Source organism: Rhizobacter sp. (assembly GCF_046595475.1).
Classification (GTDB): Bacteria; Pseudomonadota; Gammaproteobacteria; order Burkholderiales; family Burkholderiaceae_C; genus Rhizobacter.
This window is the reverse complement of record NZ_JBKJOQ010000052.1, coordinates 1-22,767: the sequence shown is the minus strand read 5'-3', so window position 1 is coordinate 22,767 and position 22,767 is coordinate 1. Positions and strand designations below refer to the sequence as shown.

At 64.3% G+C, this 22,767-nt stretch carries 19 protein-coding genes; 5 read left to right on the top strand and 14 right to left on the bottom strand.

Going from position 1 to position 22,767, the window contains the following annotated elements; genetic code table 11:
- Positions 1-21: 21 nt before the first annotated feature.
- From AC30QB_RS10195 to AC30QB_RS10185, 3 genes are read left to right on the top strand one after another with little or no spacing between them, the layout of a single operon-like run.
- Complete coding sequence (locus tag AC30QB_RS10195; RefSeq protein ID WP_489546103.1) at positions 22-162, top strand: tripartite tricarboxylate transporter TctB family protein; 141 nt, start codon at positions 22-24, stop codon at positions 160-162.
- A 1-nt stretch (position 163) separates the two neighbouring features.
- The gene (locus tag AC30QB_RS10190) at positions 164-1,669 is read left to right on the top strand and encodes a tripartite tricarboxylate transporter permease (RefSeq protein WP_489546101.1); all 1,506 of its coding nucleotides are present in this window, start codon (positions 164-166) and stop codon (positions 1,667-1,669) included.
- Complete coding sequence (locus AC30QB_RS10185) at positions 1,666-2,676, top strand: 2-dehydropantoate 2-reductase (protein ID WP_489546100.1); 1,011 nt, start codon at positions 1,666-1,668, stop codon at positions 2,674-2,676. The genes AC30QB_RS10190 and AC30QB_RS10185 overlap by 4 nt, the downstream gene beginning before the upstream one ends.
- Before the next feature lie 44 nt (positions 2,677-2,720).
- Here the strand turns inward: AC30QB_RS10185 and AC30QB_RS10180 are convergent, their stop codons facing one another.
- Positions 2,721-3,485, bottom strand: a complete 765-nt coding sequence (locus tag AC30QB_RS10180; RefSeq protein WP_489546099.1) for a fumarylacetoacetate hydrolase family protein — start codon at positions 3,483-3,485, stop codon at positions 2,721-2,723.
- A 152-nt stretch (positions 3,486-3,637) separates the two neighbouring features.
- Here AC30QB_RS10180 and AC30QB_RS10175 point away from each other — a divergent pair, with 152 nt between their 5' ends.
- Complete coding sequence (locus tag AC30QB_RS10175) at positions 3,638-4,741, top strand: ABC transporter substrate-binding protein (RefSeq protein ID WP_489546098.1); 1,104 nt, start codon at positions 3,638-3,640, stop codon at positions 4,739-4,741.
- Here AC30QB_RS10175 and AC30QB_RS10170 read toward each other — a convergent pair.
- The 13 genes from AC30QB_RS10170 to AC30QB_RS10110 form a co-directional block, all read right to left on the bottom strand.
- Positions 4,731-5,570: an alpha/beta fold hydrolase gene (locus AC30QB_RS10170; RefSeq protein WP_489546097.1), complete on the bottom strand. Its 840-nt coding sequence runs from the start codon at positions 5,568-5,570 to the stop codon at positions 4,731-4,733. The genes AC30QB_RS10175 and AC30QB_RS10170 overlap by 11 nt on opposite strands.
- A 32-nt stretch (positions 5,571-5,602) precedes the next feature.
- A complete protein-coding gene (locus tag AC30QB_RS10165; protein ID WP_489546096.1) occupies positions 5,603-6,685 on the bottom strand; it encodes a branched-chain amino acid ABC transporter permease in 1,083 nt (360 codons plus the stop codon).
- Positions 6,686-6,748: 63 nt separating this feature from the next.
- Entirely contained in the window at positions 6,749-7,732 is a 984-nt protein-coding gene (locus AC30QB_RS10160) for a branched-chain amino acid ABC transporter permease (RefSeq protein WP_489546095.1), read from the bottom strand.
- Positions 7,729-8,436 carry an ABC transporter ATP-binding protein gene (locus AC30QB_RS10155; RefSeq protein ID WP_489546094.1) on the bottom strand — a complete coding sequence of 236 codons (708 nt, stop codon included), beginning with the start codon at positions 8,434-8,436 and terminating at the stop codon, positions 7,729-7,731. The genes AC30QB_RS10160 and AC30QB_RS10155 overlap by 4 nt, the downstream gene beginning before the upstream one ends.
- 152 nt (positions 8,437-8,588) lie before the next feature.
- Positions 8,589-9,344: an ABC transporter ATP-binding protein gene (locus tag AC30QB_RS10150; RefSeq protein ID WP_489546093.1), complete on the bottom strand. Its 756-nt coding sequence runs from the start codon at positions 9,342-9,344 to the stop codon at positions 8,589-8,591.
- Between the two features lie 39 nt (positions 9,345-9,383).
- Positions 9,384-10,655, bottom strand: coding sequence for an extracellular catalytic domain type 2 short-chain-length polyhydroxyalkanoate depolymerase (locus AC30QB_RS10145; RefSeq protein ID WP_489546092.1), 1,272 nt, complete (start codon positions 10,653-10,655; stop codon positions 9,384-9,386).
- Between the two features lie 202 nt (positions 10,656-10,857).
- On the bottom strand, positions 10,858-12,060 hold the full coding sequence (locus tag AC30QB_RS10140; protein WP_489546091.1) for a substrate-binding domain-containing protein: 1,203 nt from the start codon (positions 12,058-12,060) through the stop codon (positions 10,858-10,860).
- Positions 12,061-12,270: 210 nt separating this feature from the next.
- A complete protein-coding gene (locus tag AC30QB_RS10135; protein ID WP_489546102.1) occupies positions 12,271-14,484 on the bottom strand; it encodes a TonB-dependent receptor plug domain-containing protein in 2,214 nt (737 codons plus the stop codon).
- Between the two features lie 169 nt (positions 14,485-14,653).
- Complete coding sequence (locus tag AC30QB_RS10130; protein ID WP_489546090.1) at positions 14,654-16,123, bottom strand: sigma-54 interaction domain-containing protein; 1,470 nt, start codon at positions 16,121-16,123, stop codon at positions 14,654-14,656.
- 25 nt (positions 16,124-16,148) lie between these two features.
- Entirely contained in the window at positions 16,149-16,601 is a 453-nt protein-coding gene (locus AC30QB_RS10125; RefSeq protein WP_489546089.1) for a PaaI family thioesterase, read from the bottom strand.
- Positions 16,602-16,647: 46 nt separating this feature from the next.
- Complete coding sequence (locus tag AC30QB_RS10120; RefSeq protein ID WP_489546088.1) at positions 16,648-18,447, bottom strand: acyl-CoA dehydrogenase; 1,800 nt, start codon at positions 18,445-18,447, stop codon at positions 16,648-16,650.
- The gene (locus AC30QB_RS10115) at positions 18,447-19,589 is read right to left on the bottom strand and encodes an acyl-CoA dehydrogenase family protein (RefSeq protein ID WP_489546087.1); all 1,143 of its coding nucleotides are present in this window, start codon (positions 19,587-19,589) and stop codon (positions 18,447-18,449) included. Before AC30QB_RS10115 ends, AC30QB_RS10120 begins: the two co-directional genes overlap by 1 nt.
- A 109-nt stretch (positions 19,590-19,698) precedes the next feature.
- Positions 19,699-20,919 carry an acyl-CoA dehydrogenase family protein gene (locus AC30QB_RS10110; RefSeq protein WP_489546086.1) on the bottom strand — a complete coding sequence of 407 codons (1,221 nt, stop codon included), beginning with the start codon at positions 20,917-20,919 and terminating at the stop codon, positions 19,699-19,701.
- Between the two features lie 362 nt (positions 20,920-21,281).
- Here AC30QB_RS10110 and AC30QB_RS10105 point away from each other — a divergent pair.
- Positions 21,282-22,767 (top strand): 3-hydroxyacyl-CoA dehydrogenase NAD-binding domain-containing protein (locus AC30QB_RS10105; protein WP_489546085.1); only part of this gene is annotated, 1,486 nt, incomplete at its 3' end.

Genomic DNA, 22,767 nt, shown 5'->3' with positions numbered 1-22,767 from the left:
GCGCTGCTCATCGGCTACTTCATGTGGCGCTACGGCAAGTACCGCTGGCGCGTCACGCTGCCGGTGTCGGTCGGCGTGCCGCTGGTGTTCTTCCTGGTCTTCGAGAAGTGGTTCCTGGTGCCGCTGCCGAAAGGCCCGCTCGAAAACCTGCTGGGCCTTTGACATGGAAGAACTCTCCAACCTCGCGCAAGGCTTCGGCGTCGCGCTCACGCTGCCGAACATCGGCTACATGCTGATCGGCATCACGCTCGGTGTGCTCATCGGCGTGCTGCCGGGGCTGGGCGGTGCGAACGGCATCGCGATCCTGCTGCCGCTCACGTTCTCGATGAACCCCACGTCGGCCATCATCATGCTGTCGTGCATCTACTGGGGTGCGCTGTTTGGTGGGGCGATCACGTCGATCCTGTTCAACATTCCCGGTGAACCGTGGTCGGTGGCGACCACCTTTGATGGCTACCCGATGGCACAGCGTGGCAAGGCTGCACAGGCACTCACCGCGGCATTCACCTCGTCGTTTGTCGGTGCGCTGTTCGCAGTGATTTTGATCACCTTCACCGCACCGCTGCTGGCCAGGTTCGCGTTGAAGTTCGGGCCAGCCGAGTTCTTCGCGGTGCAGCTGCTCACCTTCTGCAGCTTCGTGGGCATGAGCAAGGAGCCACCGGCCAAAGTCATCGCCTCGATGATGCTGGGCTTTGCGCTCGCCGCCGTGGGCATGGACACCGTGACCGGCCAGCTGCGCATGACCTACGGCGTGCCCGATCTGCTCAAGGGCTTCGACTTCCTGATCGCCGTGATCGGCCTCTTCGGCATCGGCGAGATCTTGCTGACCATGGAAGAAGGCCTGTCGTTCAAAGGCCAGAGCGCACGCATCAACCTGAAAGTGGTGATCGAGACCTGGCGCGAGCTGCCCAAGCACTGGCTGACCTTTCTGCGCTCGACGGCCGTCGGCTGCTGGATGGGCATCACGCCCGGCGGCGCCACGCCGGCCTCGTTCATGAGCTACGGCATTGCGCAGCGCATGTCGAAAGACCCGGAAAGCTTTGGCAAGGGCAACATCGAAGGCGTGGTGGCGCCCGAGACCGCGGCGCATGCCGCCGGCACCTCGGCCCTGCTGCCCATGCTCACGCTGGGCATCCCGGGCTCGCCGACCGCAGCGGTGCTGCTGGGGGGCCTCTTGATCTGGGGCCTGCAGCCTGGCCCGATGCTGTTCGTCGAGAAGCCCGATTTTGTGTGGGGCTTGATCGCTTCGATGTACCTGGGCAACATCGTCGGCCTGCTCGTGGTGCTGACCACCGTGCCCTTCTGGGCCGCCATCCTGCGCATCCCGTTTTCGGTGATCGCGCCGGTGATCGTGGTCATCTGCGCCATCGGCGCGTACACCGTGCACAGCTCGATGTTTGACGTGGTGATGATGATGGTGTTCGGCGTCTTCGGTTATTTGTTCAAGAAGCTCAAATACCCGCTGGCGCCGCTGGTGCTGGCGCTGGTGCTGGGTGACATGGCCGAGGCGAGCTTTCGCCAGGCCATGCTGCTGTCGCAGGGCAGCCTGTCGATCTTCTGGGCCAACCCGCTCGTGGCCTGCATCGCCGGCCTGGCCATCTTCATGCTGCTGTCGCCGCTCTTGGGCGTGGCGCGCCGGCAGTTGAAGTCCAAAGAGAACGCAGCATGAAGATCGCCGTCGTCGGCGCGGGTGCTATCGGTGGCTACCTGGGCGCCAAGCTCTCGCTCGCTGGTGAAGACGTGACCTTCATCGCGCGCAACAAAAATCTCGCCGCCATCAACGCCAACGGCTTCAAGCTGATCTTGGAAGACGGCAGCGAGCAACACGCCGCAAACGTGCGCGCCGTGCAGGCCATGGCCGATGCCGGCCCGCAAGACGCGGTGCTGCTCACGCTGAAGGCGCATCAACTCAAAGACGTTCTGCCCGACCTGCGCGCGCTCTTTGGGCCCGACACCATGGTCGTCACCATGATCAACGGCCTGCCCTGGTGGTACTTCCACAGGCTGGCTGGGCCTTATGAAGGCCGGACGTTGGAAAGCGTGGACCCGGGCGGCGTGATCGCAGCGCACATCGAGCCCGAGCGTGTGATCGGCAGCGTGGTCTACCCGGCGGCCGAGCTGGTGTCACCCGGCGTGGTGCGCGTGATCGAAGGCAACCGCTTCACGCTGGGCGAGCCCGATGGCAGCCGCAGCCCGCGCATCGAAGCGCTGTCGCAGGCCATGATGCGCGCCGGCTTCAAGTCACCGGTGAGCAAAGACATACGCGGCGAGATCTGGGTCAAGCTGTGGGGCAACCTGAGCTTCAACCCGATCAGCGCCTTGACACACGCCACGCTCGAAGACATCTGCCGCTTCCCGGCTGCACGCGAGCTGGCCGCCGCCATGATGCGCGAGGCGCAAACCGTGGCTGAAAAGCTGGGCATCGAATTCAAGATCTCGTTAGCCAAGCGCATTGCCGGTGCCGAAGCCGTGGGGGCGCACAAGACCTCGATGCTGCAAGACGTGGAGGCTGGGCGTGCGCTGGAGTTAGAAGCGTTGGTGGGCAGCGTGGTGGAGCTGGGGCGCATCACCGACACGCCCACGCCGACGATCAGTGCGATCTATGCGGCGACCCTGCTGCTGGGCAAGACGCTGGAGGCTGCCAAGGGCAGGTTGTTGGTTCAACCCGCTGCTTGATTCGCGTTGACGGTTTGACATAAGACAGGACGCAAAGCACTGCCTCACCCGTAAGTGTTGCTGAGCACCCCGATCCCGTCGATCTCCACTTCCACCGAAGACCCGGGCTTCATCGGCAGCACCCCGAGCGAGGTACCGCACAGGATCACGTCACCCGGCTGCAGCGTCATGTCGTGCGACAGCCGCGACACCAGCTCGGCTGGTGAAAACGTCATGTCAGACAGCGGGTAGTTCTGTCGCTCACGCCCGCCCACACGCGTGTGCAGTGTGGCTGCGGCAAAGTCGAACTCGGTCTCAATCACCGGGCCGAACACGCCAAAGGTGTCGAAGCTCTTGGCGCGCGTCCACTGCGGGAAGCTCGCGTCGCGGGTGAGCATCTCCAGGGCCGTCACATCGTTGGCGCAGGTGTAGCCAAAGATGTGCGCCGGTGCGGCCACTACGCTCACAGCGCGCGCCTCGGTGCCGATCACCACCGCGAGCTCGCCTTCATAGGCCACCCGGCCGTCGTAGTGCGCTGGCACCTTGATCGGCTGGCCATGCGCTGCAAAGCTGCTCGACGCCTTCAGGAAGTAGAGCGGCTCAGCCGGCCTCGCCCAGCCGTTTTTCTCGGCGGCGGCATTGAAGTTGTTCCACAGGCCAATCATTTTGCCGGGCAGGCACGGGGTGAGGCAGGTCAGGTCGGCGAGTAGCAGATGCTCGCCAGTGGGCTTCGATAGACCAAACATCTCGCCTTGGTGTACATGCACCTGCTCGCCCTGCAAGCTGCCAAATCCTTCACGCTCTCCGAGCCGAAAACGCATCCACTTCATCGGTTCACTCTCTGTTGTGTTTGAACAAGGTGCCTTGGGTTCGGCGGGCGCCAGCCCTTGTTGACCGAATGACAACGCGGGTACCGCTCGACACAGTCAGGCGCATGGTCGGCGGCTAACATCGGGAATTGCCCTTAGCCCAGAGAATCGTCATGAAAAAGCTGCTGCTGTGCTGTGTCGCGTGGGCCGGCCTTTTCAGCCCGTCTGCCTGGGCCGAGATCAAGATCGGGCAGACCGCCGGCTTTTCGGGCGCGGTGGCGGCTTCGGTCAAAGAAGCCACCGACGGCGCCAAGCTCTACTTCGATGCCATCAACGCGCGCGGCGGCGTCAGTGGCAACCATATCCAGCTTGTCTCGCTCGACGACAAATTCGACCCCAAACTCGCGGCCACCAATGCCAAGCAGTTGATCGACGAGGGCGTGATCAGCCTCTTCCTGAACCGCGGCACGCCGCACACGCAGGCCATCATGCCGCTGCTGGCCGAGGCCAAGGTACCGCTCGTCGGCCCGTCCACCGGCGCGATGGTGCTGCACAACCCGGTGAACCCGTGGGTGTTCAATGTGCGCGCCACCTACCAGCGCGAAGCCGAGCGCTCGATAGCCCACCTGAGCCTGATCGGCATCGACCGCATTGCCGTGGTGCAAGTGGACGACAGCTTCGGTGCAGACGCCGTACAGGGCGCGCTCAAAGGCATGAAAGCGGTGAACAAGGAACCGGTGGCGCTGGAGAAGTACGACCGCGCCAAGCCCGACTACAGCGCCATCATTCCGCGCCTGATGGCCAAAGACCCGCAGGCCGTGGTATTCATCGGCTCGGGCACCGCCATCGTCGACGGCATGAAGGCCTTGCGCGCGGCAGGCTCGCGCGCGCAGATGGTCACGCTGTCGAACAACGCTTCGGCGGGCTTCGTGAAGGAGCTGGGGCCCATCGGCCATGGCGTGGTGGTGAGCCAGGTGTTCCCCTACGAGCGCTCGATCGCCTCGCCGGTCGTGAAAGAAGCGTTGGATCTGGCCAAGGCCAAGAACCTGGAGCTCACGCCCGTCATGCTCGAAGGCTTTGTCTCGGCGAAGGTTTTGGTGGAAGGCCTGCGCCGTGCGAGCCCCGGGCCCACGCGTGACAAGCTGCGCCGCGCGCTCGAGACCTTCAACCATGTCGACATCGGTGGGCTCGAAGTGAGCTACTCGCCGACCGATCACACCGGCCTCGACTACGCCGACCTCTCCATCATCGGCCCCGACGGTCATTTCAGACGTTAGCCAGGAAGCGCTCGATCAGGGCGAACTGCTCCGGCGTGTTGAGCGCCGGCGCGTGCCCGCAGCCGGCGATGGTGGCGACCACCGCGCGCGGGCCGCGCTGGCGCATTTGCTCGGCGGTGTCGGCCAGCAGCAGGTCGGAGCTTTCACCGCGCAGGCACAGCACCGGCAGCTCTAGGCTGTCCCACGCATCCCACTGCAGGTAGTCGTCGCCGTGGTGGGTGAACTGCAGGGTCATGGCCGGGTCGTAATGCGGCGTCACGCGGCCATCGGGCAGGCGGCGCGTCGACGTTTCGGTGAGGCGGCGCCACTGCGCGTCGCTCAGCCAGCCATAGGGTGCATAGATGGTGCGGAAGTAGGCCTCCAGCTCACTCACGGTGGCAAAGGCCGCCGGGTTGCCGGCATACGAGCGGATGCGATCGGTGGCCACCTGCGCGATCTCGGGGCCGATGTCGTTGAGCACCAGGCGCCGCAAGCGCCCGCGCAATGCGCCCGCCGCCGCGTGCAAGCCGATGGCCCCACCCATGGACGTGCCCAGCCAGTGAAAGCGCTCCAGCCCCAGCTGGTTGACCAGCGACACCGCGAGCTTCGCGTAGAAGGCCAGGCAGTACTCATCGGCAGGCTTGGGGCTCCACTCGCTCAAGCCCCGGCCTATGGTGTCGGGGCAGACCACGCGGTAGCGCTGCGACAAGTGCTCGGCAATGTCGTCCATGTCACGGCCGGTGCGCGCCAGGCCATGCCAGGCGACCACGGTGTCGGCATGCTGAGCGCCCCACTCCGTGTAGTGGAGCTCGCGCCCCTCGCAGCTGATGTAGTTGGATGTGAAGCTCATGAACAACCCTCCCTGGTCCCCCGCATCTGTCGTCAGTCAGGCCTGATCGCCCTCTGCTGCCCAAGGGCGCGCAGCCGCCCCACCACCCCGCTCGGGAAGTGATAAACCGACAGCACGAAGAGAATTCCCAGCCACAAGAGCCAGCGGTCGGGCGAGACCAGCTGCGACAGCACGGGCACACCTTCGAAAGCACTGGCACCGAGCTTGAGCAGGTCTTGCAGGTAGTTTTGCGCGAGGACAAAAAGCACGCTGCCCACCACCGCGCCGTACACCGTGCCCATGCCGCCGATCACGACGATGAGCAGGATGTCGAGCATGATCTCGAAGCTGAGCGAGGTGTCGGGCCCGTTGTAGCGCAGCCAGAGCGCGAGCAGGCAGCCGGCGAGCGTGGCGAACAGGGCCGACAGCACGTTGCTCAAGGTGCGGTAGACGACGGTGCGGTAGCCGATGGCCTCTGCACGAAAGTCGTTTTCACGTATCGCCTGCAGCACGCGGCCAAAGGGCGAGTTGACGATGCGCAGCAGGGCCAGCACCAGGAGCAGCGTCACCACGAAAAGCAGGTAATAGCTCGCGAATCGGCCGTCGATGCTGGCACCAAGGAAGCGCTCGTCGAGGTAGTGCGTGCCGGGCTGCAAGGCCTCGGGCGCCTTGAAGTTGAGCCCGTCTTCGCCGCCGGTGAAATCAGACAGCTGCGAGGCCAGCGTGAGAAACGCCGACGCTACCGCCAGCGTGATCATGGCGAAGAAGATGGCCTTCACACGCAGGCTGAAAAGGCCGATCAAGACCGACAGCAGCAGCGACACACAGAGCGCTGCACCCACGCCGAGCAGCACCGCGCCCCAGCCCGGGCCGAGGCGCGTGCTGGCGATGGCCACGCCATAAGCCCCGATGCCGAAGAACATGGTGTGGGCAAAGCTCACGATGCCGGTGTAGCCCAACAGCAGATCGAAGCTGGCCACCAGCACGATGAAGATCAGAATCTTGGCACCCACGTTGAGCGCCTTGGTGCTGTGGAAGAGAAAGGGCGTGAGCGCGAGGCCCAGCACCAGCACGATGAGCAGAGCCGCGAGCCAGCGGTTGCGTGGCAAGTCGTGGGAGAGCAGGCGGTTCAGCATGGGCGTTTCGCTCCGTTCACCGTGAGGCGTTTCATTCCGTTCGCCCTGAGTCGGGGGTTGCTGTCATCGGTTCGCCACCGGATACAAGCCTTGCGGCCGCCACAACAAAATCGCCACCATCAACCCGATGTTGGAAAACATCGCCACCTTGGGTGCCAGAAACCCGCTGTAGTTGGCCAACAGGCCTACCAGCAGCGCACCGACGAAGCAGCCGAAGGTCGAGCCCAGCCCGCCGATGATGATGACGATGAAGATCAGCACGTTGACCTGCGCGCCCATCTGCGGGATCACGTTTTGCTGGTACAGCCCCCACAGCACGCCGCCCAGGCCGGCGAGCGCAGAGCCGGCAACAAACACCCCGATGAAAAGCCGGCGTATGCGGTAGCCCAGGCTCTCGACCATCTCGCGGTCTTGCACGCCGGCGCGTATGAGCAGGCCAAGCTTGGTGCGATTGAGGGTGAAGAGCATGGCCATCAACACCATGGCACCGATCACCACCGCCACCACGCGGTACTTCTCCACGGCCGCATCGCCAAAGATGAACGCCCCGCGCAGCGCGCTGGGCAAGGGCAAGGCAATCTGCGCCGGGCCCCACACGACCTTGATCAGCTCTTCGCCGATGATCATGCCGCCCATGGTCACAAGAATCTGCTTCAGGTGCTGGCCGTAGACAGGCCGCACCAGCACGCGCTCGAAGGCCAGGCCGATGGCGCCGGCCACCGCCATCGCCACCACCATGGCGCTGAAGACGGCGATGAGGTTGCGCCACAGGCTCTCAGAGGCCGTCCAGTCGGCCATCGCACCGAAAACACTGGTCGCCACGAAAGCACCGAGTGCGATGAACACGCCATGGCCGAAGTTCAGCACGTCCATCAGCCCGAAGACGAGCGTGAGGCCCGAGGCGATGATGAAAATGATCATGCCCATGGCCAGGCCCGCCACGGTCAACGTGAGCCATGACGAGGGCGAGCCTATGGCCGGCAGCGCCAGCATGGCGAGCACCGGCACCAGCGCCAAAGGCAACCAGTCAAATCCGCTCTTGTTCATTGGTGTGCTCCCAGCGACAACCCCAGCAGCCGCTGCTGCAAACCTTCGTCATCGGCCAGCTCGGCCATCACGCCCCGGTGCACGACCTGGCCGTTGTCCATCACCACCACCTGATCGCCCAAGGCGCGCGCCATGCTGAAGTTTTGCTCGACCAGCAACACGGTGGTCTGCGTGCGCTTCAGCTCGCGCAGTGCGGTGATCAGGTTCTGGATGATGGCCGGCGCAAGGCCCTTGCTGGGCTCGTCGATCAGCAGCATGCGGCGCGGCTCGACCATCGCGCGCGCGATGGCCAGCATTTGCTTCTGCCCGCCCGAGAGCTTGCCCGCGGGCGAGAGCCAAAACTTCTTCACCGCCGGGAAAAGCTCGAACAGCCACTCAAGCCGTTGCGTGTCCATCTGCTCTACCGAGCGCGCGTTGCGCGCGGCGAGCAGCATGTTGTCGCGCACCGAGAGGTCGGCAAAGATGCCCATGTTTTCGGGCACATAGGCAATGCCCAGCTGCGCGATGTCGGGCGTGGTGCGGCCCGCCAGGGGCTGGCCGTCGAATGTCACGCTGCCTTGCGAGGCAGCCCACAAACCCATGATGGTTCGCAGCGTGGTCGTCTTGCCCGCGCCGTTGCGGCCCAGCAGCATGGTGACCTGCCCGGTGGGCACGGCGAAGTCGACACCGTGGAGGATGTGGTACGCGCCTATGTTCGTGTGCACGTCTTGGAGTTGCAGCAGCAAACCATCAACCGTTCGGGCTGACCCTTCGACAAGCTCAGGACGGGGTGCGCCTTCCGGCGCATCGAAGCCTTGCTCCGCAACCGCATGTGCTGGGCTTCGATACCTCAGCCCGAACGGTGGGCGGCGCGCGTTCATGCCGCCACCTCGGCGCTCACGCCCAGATAGGCCTGCTGCACGATGGGCGAGGCGATCACCGTGGCGGGGTCGCCATCGGCCACCAGCTGGCCGTTGTGCAGCACCATGATGCGGTCGGCCAGCTCGCGCACCACGTCCATCTTGTGCTCCACGAGCAAGATGGTGCTGTCACCTTTGGCTTTAAGTGCGCGGATGAGGTCCAGGATCACTGGCACCTCGTCCACGCTCATGCCCGCGGTGGGTTCGTCGAACATGAAAACTTGCGGGTCTAGCGCCATCAGCATGGCGACTTCGAGCTTGCGTTGATCACCATGCGGCAGGCTGCTGGCGGTGGCGTGGGCCTTGTCGGCCAGGCGCACCTGCTCCACCAGCGCATGCGCGCGCTCCAGCGTCTCGCGACGGTCCAGCCACACCGACCACAGGTTGAGGCCTTCCTTGCGGCGCGACTGCACCGCCAGGCGCACGTTCTCCACCACCGTCAGGTTGGGAAACAGCTGCGTGAGCTGGAAGGCTCGCCCCAGCCCGCGGTGGGTGCGGGCCGAGACGGCTTCGTGCGTGATGTCGACACCGTTCAACTTCACCACGCCTTCGGTCGCGCGCAGTTGGCCGGAGATGAGGTTGAAGTAGGTGGTCTTGCCCGCGCCGTTGGGCCCGACGATGGCCGTGAGCGTGCCGGGGGTGAAGGCACAGCTCACGTGGTCCACCGCGACGTGCCCGCCGAAGCGGATGGTGAGGTCTTGGGTTTCGAGCATTAGGTCTCAGTCAGTCCGAAGGCGTGCCGCAGGTGTCCATCACGGACACGTGCCCATCACGTAGTAGTTGCTTGCGGTCTGCTTCAGCGTCGTCGTGACGAATGTGTTCCACAGCCCCATGTTCTGGTTCGAGCCATTGGCCAGCGCGTAGCCCCCGCTCTGGTGCGCACGGCCGGCGGTGGTGTGGGCATAGTTCGACGAGGTGTAGCAAGTGGCCGCCGGTGGCGGTGGCGGTGGCGGTGGCGGTGGCGGCGGCGGTGGTGGGGGCGGCGGCTCCGTGCTTCCACCGCCCGATGCGATCTGATCCACCATCGCCTTGAGGGCTGCTTGTTGCGTGCCGGCTTTTTGCGCGAAGTTGCTGCCGTACCAACCGACCCAATCCCAGCAGCCGTTGGGGTTGGCGAGCGAGCCGCTGGCCGCGGTGGCGCGGCTGGTGCTGTCGACCTTGGCCTGCGGGAACAACACGATGATGTTGTTGGTGTCGGCCCAGCGCGTGTAGCCGGTGTTCTTGACGAACTTGTCGCCGATGGTCGCGTAACCCTGCTGGCAGCCGTGCAGCGCCACGTGCAGCTTGCACTGTGTGCCGCTGGCGCAGCTGGCCGGCACGTACACCCAACCGGTGGCGGCAACGCCCGGGTTGGTGGTGAAGGCGGCTTGGTTGAACTCGATGTAGTTGGCGGCGGCCGGCGCGTTGTTGCGCGCGTTGAGCGTGCCGTAGAACTTGGTGAGCGCAGCCTTGGCGCCGTCGTAGCCGCAGTTGCTGATGTAAGGCGAGGCGCTGCTGCTGCAGCTGTTGTTGCCGGCGCTGTCAAAGTCAGTCGGGAACACGTGCGCGGTGCTGGCACGCTTCACGTACTCGAGGTTGTCCGCCGTTACGCCGCTGTTGGTGTACTGCGTCTGCACCGCGTTCATCGGGTTGGGGCCGACGGTGTAGTCGCTGGTGCCCACGAACATGTAGATCTTCTGGTTGGCGACGTTGGCCTTGTTGTCGATGGCCGTGCCGCTCCAGTTGTTGAGGTCGGCCTGCATGGTGTTGAGCATGCTGGCGCTGACCGTCGCGTTGTACATGCAGGCGGTGTAGTTGCTGTGGCCGGCACACATGTAGGGGCCGCCCGCGAACACGCCCACGCCCTTGAAGGTGGCCGAGTACGCATAGCCGAGCTGGTTGGCCATGAAGCCACCCGCCGACAAGCCCGACACCGTGATCTGGCTGGTGTCGACGTTGAGTGCCGGCAGGGGCACGGCGGCTTGGGTGGCAGCGGCAAGCAGCAATGCAGCGGCTGCGCTCAGAGACCTTAGAGCGATGGACATGGTGTGATCTCCAACTGGAGGGCTTCGAGGCACCGGTAGGTGCGCCCTGCCCTGAGGTATCAAAGGTTCAGCCTGAGCGGACTGAGGGATTCATCAGTCCTTGCACGCCCCGCCCGCTCACCCCGACCCTTCGATACCTCAGGACAGGGCATCCACTTCGTGGATGTCGAAGGGCCGTGCAACGGTGGCAGAGAACAGGTGTTCAGCGCTTGTTCTTGATCGGAATGTTCATCTCTTCCGGCTTGATCTCATGCACAAGCTCGGGCACACCCCACGCAAAGGCCGGGTCGACCTTGATCTTGAAGTGGTACATGCTCTGCATGGCCTGGTGATCTTCTTTGCGGAAGGTCATCTTGCCCTTGGGCGTCTCGAAGCTCATGCCTTCCATGGTGGCGATGAGCTTGTCGGTGTTGCTGTCGCCCTTGGTCTTCTTGAGCGCTTCAACCACCGCAATGCCGGCGCTCATGCCGCCGGCAGTGAAGAAGTCAGGCGGGGTCTGGAACCTCTGGTAGTGGTTGGCCACCAGCCACTCGTTGACCGGGTTCTTCGGGATGCCGAAGTAGTAATACGCCGCGCCCTCCATGCCGGGGAACTGCTTGTAGCCCGTCATGGCCGGCAAGATGTTGCCGCCAGTGGCGATCTCTATGTTGTAGCGCTTGAGGTCGAGGTCGGCGATCTTGAACGGGTTGCCCGCGCCGGCCCAGATGATGAAGATGACCTTGCGGCCCGGCGCGTCTTTCAGCTTGTCGATGATGCGCTGGGCACCGGCGGTGAAGTCGGTGGTGCTGGTCGGCAGGTACTCCTCGTGCACGATCTTGGCCGACTTGATCGCTTCCTTGAAAGCCTTCACGCCATCACGTCCGAAGGCATAGTCTTGCGCCAGCGTTGCGATGCTCACGCCGGGCTTGTCGAGCGCGACGGCATTGCTGATGGCGTCTTGCGAGCTGTTGCGACCGGTGCGGAAGATGTACTTGTTCCACTTGTCGCCCGTGATCGAGTCGGCCACGGCAGGCTCGACCAGCAAGATCTTCTTGTACTCCTCGGCCACCGGCAGCAGCGCCAGCGCCACACCCGATGAGGTGGGGCCGATGGCGAGGTCGACCTTGTCGTCGCCGTAGGCCGCGGCGAGCAGGCTCTTGCCGATGTCTGGTTTGCCCTGGTCGTCTTTCTCGATCAGCACGATCTTCTTGCCGGCGACCATCATGGTGCCGCCGGTGGCGTAATCGAGGCCCATCAGGAGGCCCGTCTGCGTTTGCTTGCCGTAGGCCTCTAGCGGGCCGGTCTTGCTGTACACGTGGGCAATGCGGATCTCGCCCTTGGTCTGCGCCAAGGCGAGCGGCGCGGTGGCAGCGGCGAGCGCCGCAAGAGAGGTGACGAGTGCCAGGCGGCGCGAAGCGAAGGACATGGTGTCTCCTGTTTTGGTTCTGACGGGCCACGCGGTCACGCGGCTGCAGCGAGAAACAGCGCAAACGCTGTGCCCGAAAGCACCATATCAGGGCAAACACCGACTTAAGCTAGGGAGATCACGCAACGACACCCTAGAGATATGTAGGTTTTTCAGGCATTTCTTGTTTTGAGAAGCCTGCATTTCAGACACTGCCTGACAAACAGGCAGTCAAAGCTTCAGCTCGAAACGCAACTGCCAGTTGAGGTACGAGGTGGTATTTGTCTCTGAAGTCTCGCGGAAGGCGGCACTCTCGTAAGCACTGCCCGTGAGGTAGTCGCGCGGCGCAAAGTTACTCGCCGTGAGCCTCACCTGCGCTGCGGGGTTCACGGTGTAAAGCACATAAGCATCGCCCACCACCTTGCGCCCTTGCAGCACCCACTGCGTCTCGCTGATGCGGGTTGTGTAGCCCGGCGTCCAGTTGAGGTTGCCGCCCAGGGTGAGGGGCGTGCCGCGCAAACGATAGTCGGCACCGACGTTGACCGTGCCACCCGGCTGCTGGTCGAGCCGATTGTCGGGGCCCGGCACCTGCTTCACGCGCGACTGGAACACGCTGGCATTGGCGCGCACGTCGACCGGTGGTGCATCAGCCACCACATCGCTCAGGCGAACCTTGGCTTCGAGCTCAATGCCATTGGTGACGGCGTCGCCCACATTTTCAACGCGCGCCACGTAGCGGCCAGTCGCCGTGTCGAGCGTGGTCACGTTGCGCATGTAGTGGCTGATCTGGCGGTGGAACACGTTGGCGCTGAGGATGCCGCTGCCCGCGAGGTAGCGCTCAATGGCGACATCAACGCCGGTGGCCAGCTCAGGCTGCAGGTAGGGGTTGCCCACGCGGTCGGGCCGCGTCGCAGAGTTGGGCTCTGATTCTTTCGGCCGGGCGATCAGGTTTTGCAGGGTCGGCGATCGGTAGCTGCGGGTCAGGCTCAAGCGCACCTGATCGCGGCTCTTGGGGTCGGGCTTCCAGACGGTGTGAAAGATCGGCGTCCACACGCTGCTGCGGTTGGAAACGTCGACCAGGCTGCCGCTGCCGGTTTGCACGGCGTCGCTGCGCGTGCGTATGCCTTCCCAACGCAGGCCCAGGTGCACCGCCCATTGCGGCGTGACATTCCACTCGTCTTGCGCGTAAGCCGCAGTGCGGAAAGAGTCAGCCGAAAAGTCGTCGCCCGATTCATCAGATTCGCTGTGCGTCTCGCTGCGCCGGTTGCTTTCGAGCTCGGCGCCGGCGACGAAGCTGTGGTCGTTGGCGAGCAGGGTGGTGTATTTCGAGCCTAGCGTGGCGTTGGTGTCGCGGGCGCTGTTGATGTCATCGAAGTCTGCGGGCTGCGAGAGCGTGGCAGAGCCGTCGTCGTTGCGCAGGTAGCGTTGGTTGCGGCCATTCCAGCGGCCTTGGCCGAAACCGCCCTTGAGCTCGACGCGGCCCGCGCCTTCGATCGAGCGGTTCCATTGGCCGTTGAGGCGCGCCAAGGTGTAGGTGCCCGTGGCGTGGCCTGTGCTGATGTCGTAGGGCTTTTCTGCGCGCGGGTCGGCTGGGGCCAGGGTGGTGGTTTGGTTGAGCCGCGAGCTGCGCACGGTGTCGGTGTCGCTGTAAATCAGCAACGGCATCAGCAGCGCCGAAGCGCCCTTCTCGCCCTTCCATTGCAAGCGCCCGGTGGCGTGCAGACCGCTGCGCTTTTCACGCGACTCGGCCGCTTCTGATTTGACCGTGGTGTAGCCCAGCACCGGGTCGAAATCTTCGTGCACCGTGGTGGTGGTGCTTTCGGTCAGGCGGTTGAGGCGGAAGGCCGAGAGCGAAAAGTTGTAGATCAACTCGCCTAGCGTGTCGTTGCGCGTCCACGAGATGCCAGGCTGCACGCGGCCGTTTTCAAAGCCGGCGCCAAAGCGCACGTTGTTGAGTCGCTTCTTGAAGCCTTCGCGCGTGATGATGTTGATGGTGCCGGCAATGGCCCGCGCACCCGTCTCGGCCGTGGGCGCACGCAAGATCTCGATGCGCTCGACCTGCTCGGGCGTGAGCGAGTCAATTGAAAAGCCCGGCGGCACGGGCTCGCCGTCAAGCAATAGCTGCGTGTAACCGCTGCCCAGGCCGCGCATGCGAATGGCGCCACCCCGCCCCGGCGCGCCTTGCAGCGTGATGCCGGGCAGGCGCTTCAACACTTCACCGACCGTGCTGTCGCCGAAACGATCGATCTCTTCGCGCCCGATCACGATCTTGGCAGCGGTGGACTGCCGTCGCTCCTGCATGTCATTGGCGCGCGTGCCGGTGATCTGCACAGGCGCGAGCTGCTGGGCCGCAGCTGGCGCTGAAGCAGGCGCTGCGGCCGCCGGTACTGCCTCGGGGGCTGTCTGGGCATGGCCAGTGGCCGACAGCGCCGCCAGGGTCAACACACTCAAAGAAATGGGTAGCGATGTATAGCGGGCAGGGTCGCGACGGTGCATGGCAGAAGGCGAATCACAAAGCTACAGAGCATGCCTGCGAAGGGTTGCAGCTGCATTGGTAGAAGTCACCGAAACTGAGTTTCTGCGAGGTAAAGATGGACCGGCCTAACAAACGGCCTCAGATCAACGGCAATTTGTCGTACAAAGTTGCGCGTGAAATACCCAAGAGGCGCGACGCGGCCAGCTTGTTGCCGCCGGTCGCGACCAGGGCCTCGCGAATGGCGCGCGCTTCGAGCTCGGCAATGGCCTGCGGCAGCGGCTTGATGGACGCCGCCGAGACCGGCTCGCCCACGTTGGCCGACTCCACCACGCGCGGCCTCGGCTCCGCACGGCGCGCCGCCGCGACGGGCAAGTGCGGCTCACCGGCCAGCAGGGAATTGAAATGCCCGGCATTGAGCGCCAGGTCGTCGGTCATCAGCGTGGCCTGTTCCAGCACGTTGCGCAGCTCGCGGATGTTGCCGGGCCATGACTGTTGCGCCAGCAGGTCGAGCGCGTCGCCACTCAGGCCCTTGTGCGGCAGCCCGCTGCGACGTGCGATGTCTTCGGCCAGCGTTTCGATCAGGGCTTCGAGATCGGCCATGCGCTCGCGCAGCGCCGGCAGGCGAATGGGCAGCACGTTGAGCCGGTAGTACAGGTCGGCGCGAAAGCTGCCGGCTGCCACCATGGCCGGCAGGTCTCGGCTGGTGGCCGCGATGATGCGCACGTCCACGCGCTGCACCACGTTGCTGCCCAGCTGCTCGACCTCTTGCTCTTGCAGCACGCGCAGCAGCTTGCTTTGCAGTGCAAGCGGCATGTCGCCGATCTCGTCGAGAAATAGCGTGCCGCCATCGGCCAGCTTGAACTTGCCGTCGCGGCCCTTGCGGTCGGCCCCGGTGTAGGCGCCGGGCGCCACGCCGAAGAACTCGGCTTCGAGCAAGGTGTCGGGCACGGCGGCGATGTTGACGCCCACGAAGGAGCGCGCGGCACGCGTGCTGGCGGCATGGATGGCGTGGGCCAGCAGCTCCTTGCCGGTGCCGGTTTCGCCTAGCAGCAGCACGGTGCTGTCGGTCTGCGCCACGCGGCGCGCCTGGCGCTTGACCTCCATCGCCACGGCGCTCGTGCCGATGAAGCTGGCCACGGTGTACTTGGGGCGGCGCTGCGCGGCCAGCTGCTGGCGTGCATCATCGAGCTCGCGCTGCAGGCGGCTGAACTTGGTCATCAGCGGCTGCATGGTGGTCTCGGGGTGGTCGAGCAGCACCATGCCCATGGCGCCTATCACCTCGCCCTGCGCGTTGCGCAGCGGCAGGCGGCTCACGAGAAAGGTGCCGGCCTGGTTGGTGAGCAAGTCCACCAGCATGGGCTGGCCGGTGTCGATCACATGGGCCATCAGTGTGTTGGGCACCACCTCTTCGACGCGGCGGCCCACGAAGTCAGACTCTTCATGGCCCAAGTCGGGCAGAAAGCGCTTGTAGCCTTCGCTGATCCACACGATGCGGTGGTTGCGGTCGACCACCATCATGCCCATGGCGGCTTGCGCCAGCGTGTCGAACATGCTTTGCGCGGCGAGCTTGAGCACGCCGTCGGCATCGGCAGGGAGCAGGGTGGTCATGGGCGGCACTGTACTGCCGCGGCTTTCAGTTTTCGGTGACTTCGCGCGGCACCACGGGGTTGACCGCGGCGAACACGCCGCTTGCGCGCACGATGGCACGCTCACCCACCATCAGGTTGCATTCGGCAAACGACAGGCGGCTGCCGTGCTTGCGCACCGTCACATGCGCTTCGAGCCAATCGCCCACCTTGGCCGAGCCTAAAAAGTCGGTGGACAGGTTGACCGACACCATGGGCTGCGGTGGCTGGCGCGACATGTTGAGGTTGCGCCCGAGAGCGCTGTCAGCGAGCGTGACCAGCATGCCGCCATGCGCGATGCCGCGCATGTTGGTGTGCTGCTTGCCCACGCGCAAGGCGATGATCACGCCGCCATCGGGTGCCGGGCGCTGGTAGATCGGGCCGGCGTGCATGAGCCACTGGCCGCCGGGGATCAGAGGGGTGTAGCCGTCGGGGATATCGCCTGGCTTCTCGGTACTCATCAAACCCTCGCCGTCATTCCCGCGTGCCAGCCATCAGAACCAGCCATCAGAACCAGGCGTCCTGCATCTTCAGCGTGGAGTCGTTCAAGCTGCGCAACAACTCATGCTGAGGCCTGGTGCGCGGCAGTTCCCACTCGAAGAACCAGTCGCAGGTATGCAGCTTGCCGCGATAGAAGTTGATGTCGTCTTCGCTCTTGGCGCCGGCCAGCGCGCGTGTCGCGACCAGGGCTTGGCGCAGCCATTGCCACGCCACAACGGTGTGGCCGAAGGCTTCCAGGAAGACCGCTGAATTCGCAAGCGCGAGTTCGCCGCTTTCCTTCAGCAGCGGGGCGATCGCGCGCACCGTCTGCGTCACGTTGGCCCATGCGATGTTGAGCGCATCGGCCGGCGCACTCAGGGTCTCGTAGGCAGAGGCCTCCTTGGCGGTGGTTGCCATTTCACGCCCCAGCAATTCGAGCGCAGCGCCTTGCTGCATCACGACCTTTCGCCCCAGCAAATCGATCGCCTGAATGCCGTGCGTGCCCTCGTGGATCATGTTGAGCCGGTTGTCGCGGTAAAACTGCTCGACCGGGTACTCACGCGTGTAGCCATAGCCGCCGTGGATCTGGATGGCCAGGCTGTTGGCCTCAAGACACCACTGCGACGGGAACGACTTCACCACCGGCGTGAGCAGCTCCAGCAGCAGGCTCGCCTCGTCGCGCGCCAATTCAGATTCACCCGTCTTCTGTTCATCCACCAAACGCGCTGCGTAGAGGCACAACGCCAAACCGCCCTCGACATACGCCTTCTGCGCAATCAGCATGCGGCGGATGTCGGCGTGCTCCATGAGCTTGACTTGCGGAGCCGCCGGGTTTTTGTTGCCGGCGCGGCGGCCTTGCGGTCGGTCGCGCGCATACGCCAGCGAAGCCAGGTAGCCGCGATAGCCCAACATCACCGCGCCCATGCCGACGCCGATACGGGCCTCATTCATCATGTGGAACATGCAGGCGAGGCCTTGGTTGGCCTCACCGATCAGCTCGCCGATGCAGCAGCCTTTCTCGCCGAAGGACAGCATGGTGGAGGTGGTGCCGCGCCAACCCATCTTGTGGATCAGCCCGGCCAATGCAACGTCGTTGCGCTCACCCAAGCTGCCGTCGTCGTTGACGTGGAACTTGGGCACGGTAAAGAGCGAGATGCCCTTCACGCCCGCAGGTGCGCCGGGCAGGCGGGCCAGCACCAGATGGACGATGTTGTCGCTCAGCTCGTGGTCACCGCCCGAGATGAAAATCTTGTTGCCGGTGAGGCTGTAGCTGCCGTCGGCGTTGGGTGTGGCGGTGGTGGTGATATCTGACAAGCTGGAGCCGGCCTGCGGCTCGGTCAGGCACATGGTGCCGAAGAAGCGGCCGGCCAGCATGTGCGGCAGGTACTTCTTCTTTTGCGACTCGGTGCCGAAGCGCTTGATGACGTTGGCGTTGGCGATCGTCAGGCCCACATACGAGTTGGTGGCCGCGTTGGCGCCCTTGAAGATGGCCGAAAAGGCCTGGCCCATCAGCACCGGCAGCTGCATGCCGCCCAGCTCGTAGTCGTGCGTAGGCGCAATGAAGCCGGCGGCGCAGAAGGCGTCTAGCGCCTCTTTCACCTGGGGAATGATGCGCACGCGCTGGCCGTCGAAGGTGGGCTCTTCTTCGTCAGACGCGCGGTTGTGCGTGGCGAACTTGTCGGTGGCGATCGCCATCGCAGCGTCTAGCGCAGCAACGAAGGTTTCGCGGCTGTGGTCAGCGTGGCGCTCACGCTGGGTCAGCGCCTCAGCTTCCAGGACTTCAAAAACCTGGAAGTCGAGGTCGCGGCGATTGACGATCAGGTCCATCAGGCGGCCAGCAAAGAATCGCTGACCTTGCCCAGGTGGTGGTCAATGTCGCCGAAGGTGGCGTTGATGACCGTCAGGCGCTTGAACAGGTGCGCGGCCATCAGCTCATCGGTCACACCCATGCCGCCGTGCATCTGCACCGCACCCTGGCCCACCGTACGGGCCGATTGGCCGATGTAGGCCTTGGCGGCCGACACATTGCGGCGGCGCTCGGCCACGTCTTTGTCATCAACCTTCACTGCCGCCAGCAGCGCCATCGCGCGGGCGTACTCGGCCGCCATGGCCATCTCGGCCATGCGGTGCTGGAGTACCTGGAACTTGCCGATGGGCTGGTCGAATTGCTTGCGGTTCTTCAGGTACTCCAGCGTCTGCGCATTGAGCGTGGTCATCACCCCCACGGCTTCGGCGCACAGCGCGGCAACGCCCCGGTCTATCGCATGCTCGATGGACGGCAGGGCCTGGTTGATGGCACCCACGAGCGCATCTGCACCGACCTTCACGTCTTTCAAGATCACGTCGCCAGCGCGCTGGCCGTCTTGCGTACCGTAGGGGCGAATCGTCACGCCCGAGGCCTTGGCATCGACGACGAACAGCGAGACGCCGTTGGCGTCGAACGCCGAGCCAGAAGTGCGGGCCGAGACCAGCAGCTTGTGCGCCGAGGGAGCGGCCAGCACCACAGCCTTGTGGCCCGACAGCGACCAGCCGTCGCCATCTTTCTTGGCGGTAGTGGCCACGTGGTTGACGTTGTAGCGCGCGCCCGGCTCTTGGTGCGCCAAGGTGGCCAGCAGCGTGCCGCCCATGATGCCGCTCAGCAGCGTGTCGCGCTGGGCCGGGCTGCCGATGTCGTTGAGCAGGCTGCCGGAGATCACAACCGAGGGGATGAAGGGCTCGACCGCCAGCGCGGTGCCCAGCGTCTCGGCGATCACCATCGTGTCGATGGCGTTGCCGCCCAGGCCGCCCGCGGCCTCGGAAAAGGGCAAGGCCAACAGGCCCAGCTCGGCATAGGTGGCCCAGGCCTGCTCGCTGTGGCCCACGGCGCCCTTCACGATGGCTCGGCGCTGCTCGAAGCTGTAGTCTTTGGCGAGGTAGCGCTTCAGGCTGTCTTGAATGGCGGTCTGTTCTTCGCTGAGGTTGAAGTCCATGTCAGTTCCTTGAATTTGGTGGTCAATCACCGTTCGGGCTGTCGAAGCCTGCGCAGGGCTTCGGTACCTCAGCCCGAAAGGAGATGGGTTGGCAATGCTCTTGCGGAGCTCAGAGGCCAAGAATCATCTGGCTGATGATGTTCTTCTGGACTTCGGTGGAGCCGCCATAGATGGTGGTCTTGCGGGTGTTGTAGTACGCGCCCGGAATGAGCGTTTCGCGGGCCGCGAAGAACTCGGTCAGCGGCTGCGGGTTGCCCGACAGGTCTTGCGTTTCGCGCAGCCAAGGCACACCGTAGGGGCCCAGCGCCATCATCGACAGCTCGGTCAGCATCTGCTGGATCTCGGAGCCCTTGATCTTCAGCATCGAGGCCTCGGGGCCGGGCGCATGCGCCTTGCCTTCTTGCGAGACGAGCTTAAGGTTGGTGATCTCAAGCGCCATCAGCTCCATGTCGACCTGGGCCAGGCGATCACGGAAGCGCATGTCTTCGATCAGCGGCTTGCCGTTGTCGCCAGGCACCTTGCGGGCCAGCGTCTTCAGGCGCTTGATCGCCACCTTGGAGCGGCCCACACCGGCAATGCCGGTGCGCTCGTGGCCGAGCAAGAACTTGGCGTACGTCCAGCCCTTGTTCTCTTCACCAATGCGGTTTTCAACCGGCACGCGCACGTTGTCAAACCAGATTTCGTTCACCTCGTGGCCGCCGTCGAGCATGATGATCGGCTTGACGGTGATGCCCGGGGTCTTCATGCTGATCAGCAGGAAGCTGATGCCTTCTTGCTTGCGGCCCTCGGTGCTGGTGCGCACCAAGACAAAGATCCAGTCGGCGTACTGGCCTAGCGTGTTCCAGGTCTTCTGGCCGTTGACGATGTAGTGCTCGCCATCGGCGTCGGTGCCGCGCACGGCGCGGGTCTTGAGCGACGCGAGGTCAGAGCCGGCGCCCGGCTCCGAGTAACCCTGGCACCACCAGTCCTGGCCCGAAATGATGCGCGGCAGGTAGTGCGCCTTCTGCGCGGCATTGCCGAAACGCATGATGACCGGCGCGACCATCTTCACGCTGAAGGCCAGCTGCATCGGGGTGCCGGCTTCGGCGCACTCTTCGTCGAAGATGTGCTTTTGCACGGAGTTCCAGCCGGTGCCGCCGTACTCTTCAGGCCAGCTCGAAGCGCCCCAGCCCTTGTCGTTCAGGATCTTCTGCCACCGGGTGATGTCTTCGGCCAAGTGGCGTTCGCCAGAACCGCTGCGGGCGCGAATTTCGGCGGGCAAGTGGGTCGCGATGAAGCTGCGCACCTCGTCGCGGAATTTCTGCTCTTCGGGGCTGTAGTCGAGATCCATGTTGTCTCCTGTGGCGCGAGGCCTAGAACGGGGAAATGAGGGAAGAAGTCGTGAATAGACGAAGAAGTGGCGCATTCTGCATCGCAAAACGAGAATTTGAAAATTGGAACTTTCACTGATCACGCTGCGTGTTTCTTGGAAAAGCGCCTGTCACACCGGCGACAAGCCGTGGGGCCGCACCTGATTTCAAACGGGGATTAACCGTGTTTACAAGCCTGCCCTCAGTGGCTAGGATGATCGTCTTTGCGAAATAATGTTCCACAGAGCAGAACGTAAATCTGCAGCCGGCAAAACCAACCTGCATCGGGCCCGGTCCGTGCCGAGCCGCCGTCCCAGCAAGTGACTTTCAGGAGATTCCGCACATGAGCAATCAACCGACTTCCACCCAGTACGACTTTCGCGGCAGCGTCGCCATCGTCACGCTGGCCAACCCGCCCGTGAACGGCCTGGGCCACTCGCTGCGCGCCGGCATCGTGGCCGGGCTCGACAAGGCTCTCGCCGACGACAAGGTCAAGGCCATCGTGCTGATCGGCAGCGACCGCGCCTTCTCGGGTGGCGCCGACGTGAAGGAATTCGGCACCGCCAAGGCCGGCATGGACCCGAACCTGGGCGTCGTGATCCGCGCACTTGAAGACTCGACCAAGCCGGTCATCGCGGCCATTGGCGGCATGGCGCTCGGCGGCGGCCTGGAGCTGGCCATGGGCGCGCACTTCCGTGTGGCCAAGCCTGATGCACAGCTGGGCCTGCCCGAAGTCAAGCTGGGCCTGCTGCCCGGCGCCGGTGGCACACAACGCCTGCCGCGTTTGATCGGCCTGGAGGCCGCACTCAACCTCATCGTGTCGGGTGTGCCCACGCCGGCCGCCAAGTTCAAGGGCACGCCGCTGCTCGACGACATCATCGAAGGCGACCTGCTGCAAGGCGCCCTCGCCTTTGCCGAGAAGGCCGTGGCCGACAAGCTGCCGCTCAAGCGCGTGCGCGACCTGAAGGTCAAGCAAGTGAAGCCTGGCTCTGAGGCCTTTCTGCAATTCGCCCGCAACACGGTGGGCGCGATGGCCAAGAACTTCCCCGCGCCGCTGAAGTGCGTGGAAGCGGTGGCCGCATCGGTGGGCAAGTCTTTTGACGAAGGCCTGAAGACCGAGCGCGAGTTGTTCATGCAGCTGATGGCCACGCCCGAGTCGCGCGCGCTGCGCCACATCTTCAGCGCAGAGCGTGCGGCCTCCAAGGTCAGCGACATCCCCGAAGACACCAAGCTGCGTGACATCAAGAAGATGGGCATGATCGGCGCCGGCACCATGGGTGTGGGCATCACCATGAACTTCATCAACGTGGGCATAGGCGTGGTGCTGCTCGAGATGAAGCAAGAAGCACTCGACAAGGGCCTGGCCACCATCCGCAAGAACTACGAGAACTCCATGGCCAAGGGCAAGCTCACGCAAGCCCAGCTCGACGAGCGCATGGCTCTCATCACGCCAACGCTAAGCTACAACGACTTCAAAGACGTTGACCTCGTGATCGAAGCCGTGTTCGAGAGCATCGAAGTGAAAGAGCAGGTCTTCAAGACGCTAGACGAAGTGTGCAAGCCCGGCTGCATCCTGGCCTCGAACACCTCGGCCCTCAACCTCGACAAGATCGCGGCCTTCACCAAGCGCCCGCAAGACGTGGTGGGCCTGCACTTCTTCAGCCCGGCCAACGTGATGCGCCTGCTCGAAGTGGTGCGCGGCGAGAAGACCAGCAACGACGTGCTGGCCACCTCGATGGCCCTGGCCAAGAAGATCAAGAAGGTCGCCGTGGTCTCGGGCGTGTGCGACGGCTTCATCGGCAACCGCATCGTGGCGCGCTACGGCCAGG

Bases quoted from the DNA above. Each gene is read 5' to 3' on its own strand.
- AC30QB_RS10195 (WP_489546103.1), top strand. From the start codon at position 22: ATGTGGCGCTACGGCAAGTACCGCTGGCGCGTCACGCTGCCGGTGTCG.
- AC30QB_RS10190 (WP_489546101.1), top strand. From the start codon at position 164: ATGGAAGAACTCTCCAACCTCGCGCAAGGCTTCGGCGTCGCGCTCACG.
- AC30QB_RS10185 (WP_489546100.1), top strand. From the start codon at position 1,666: ATGAAGATCGCCGTCGTCGGCGCGGGTGCTATCGGTGGCTACCTGGGC.
- AC30QB_RS10180 (WP_489546099.1), bottom strand. From the start codon at position 3,485: ATGAAGTGGATGCGTTTTCGGCTCGGAGAGCGTGAAGGATTTGGCAGC.
- AC30QB_RS10175 (WP_489546098.1), top strand. From the start codon at position 3,638: ATGAAAAAGCTGCTGCTGTGCTGTGTCGCGTGGGCCGGCCTTTTCAGC.
- AC30QB_RS10170 (WP_489546097.1), bottom strand. From the start codon at position 5,570: ATGAGCTTCACATCCAACTACATCAGCTGCGAGGGGCGCGAGCTCCAC.
- AC30QB_RS10165 (WP_489546096.1), bottom strand. From the start codon at position 6,685: ATGCTGAACCGCCTGCTCTCCCACGACTTGCCACGCAACCGCTGGCTC.
- AC30QB_RS10160 (WP_489546095.1), bottom strand. From the start codon at position 7,732: ATGAACAAGAGCGGATTTGACTGGTTGCCTTTGGCGCTGGTGCCGGTG.
- AC30QB_RS10150 (WP_489546093.1), bottom strand. From the start codon at position 9,344: ATGCTCGAAACCCAAGACCTCACCATCCGCTTCGGCGGGCACGTCGCG.
- AC30QB_RS10145 (WP_489546092.1), bottom strand. From the start codon at position 10,655: ATGTCCATCGCTCTAAGGTCTCTGAGCGCAGCCGCTGCATTGCTGCTT.
- AC30QB_RS10140 (WP_489546091.1), bottom strand. From the start codon at position 12,060: ATGTCCTTCGCTTCGCGCCGCCTGGCACTCGTCACCTCTCTTGCGGCG.
- AC30QB_RS10130 (WP_489546090.1), bottom strand. From the start codon at position 16,123: ATGACCACCCTGCTCCCTGCCGATGCCGACGGCGTGCTCAAGCTCGCC.
- AC30QB_RS10125 (WP_489546089.1), bottom strand. From the start codon at position 16,601: ATGAGTACCGAGAAGCCAGGCGATATCCCCGACGGCTACACCCCTCTG.
- AC30QB_RS10120 (WP_489546088.1), bottom strand. From the start codon at position 18,447: ATGGACCTGATCGTCAATCGCCGCGACCTCGACTTCCAGGTTTTTGAA.
- AC30QB_RS10115 (WP_489546087.1), bottom strand. From the start codon at position 19,589: ATGGACTTCAACCTCAGCGAAGAACAGACCGCCATTCAAGACAGCCTG.
- AC30QB_RS10110 (WP_489546086.1), bottom strand. From the start codon at position 20,919: ATGGATCTCGACTACAGCCCCGAAGAGCAGAAATTCCGCGACGAGGTG.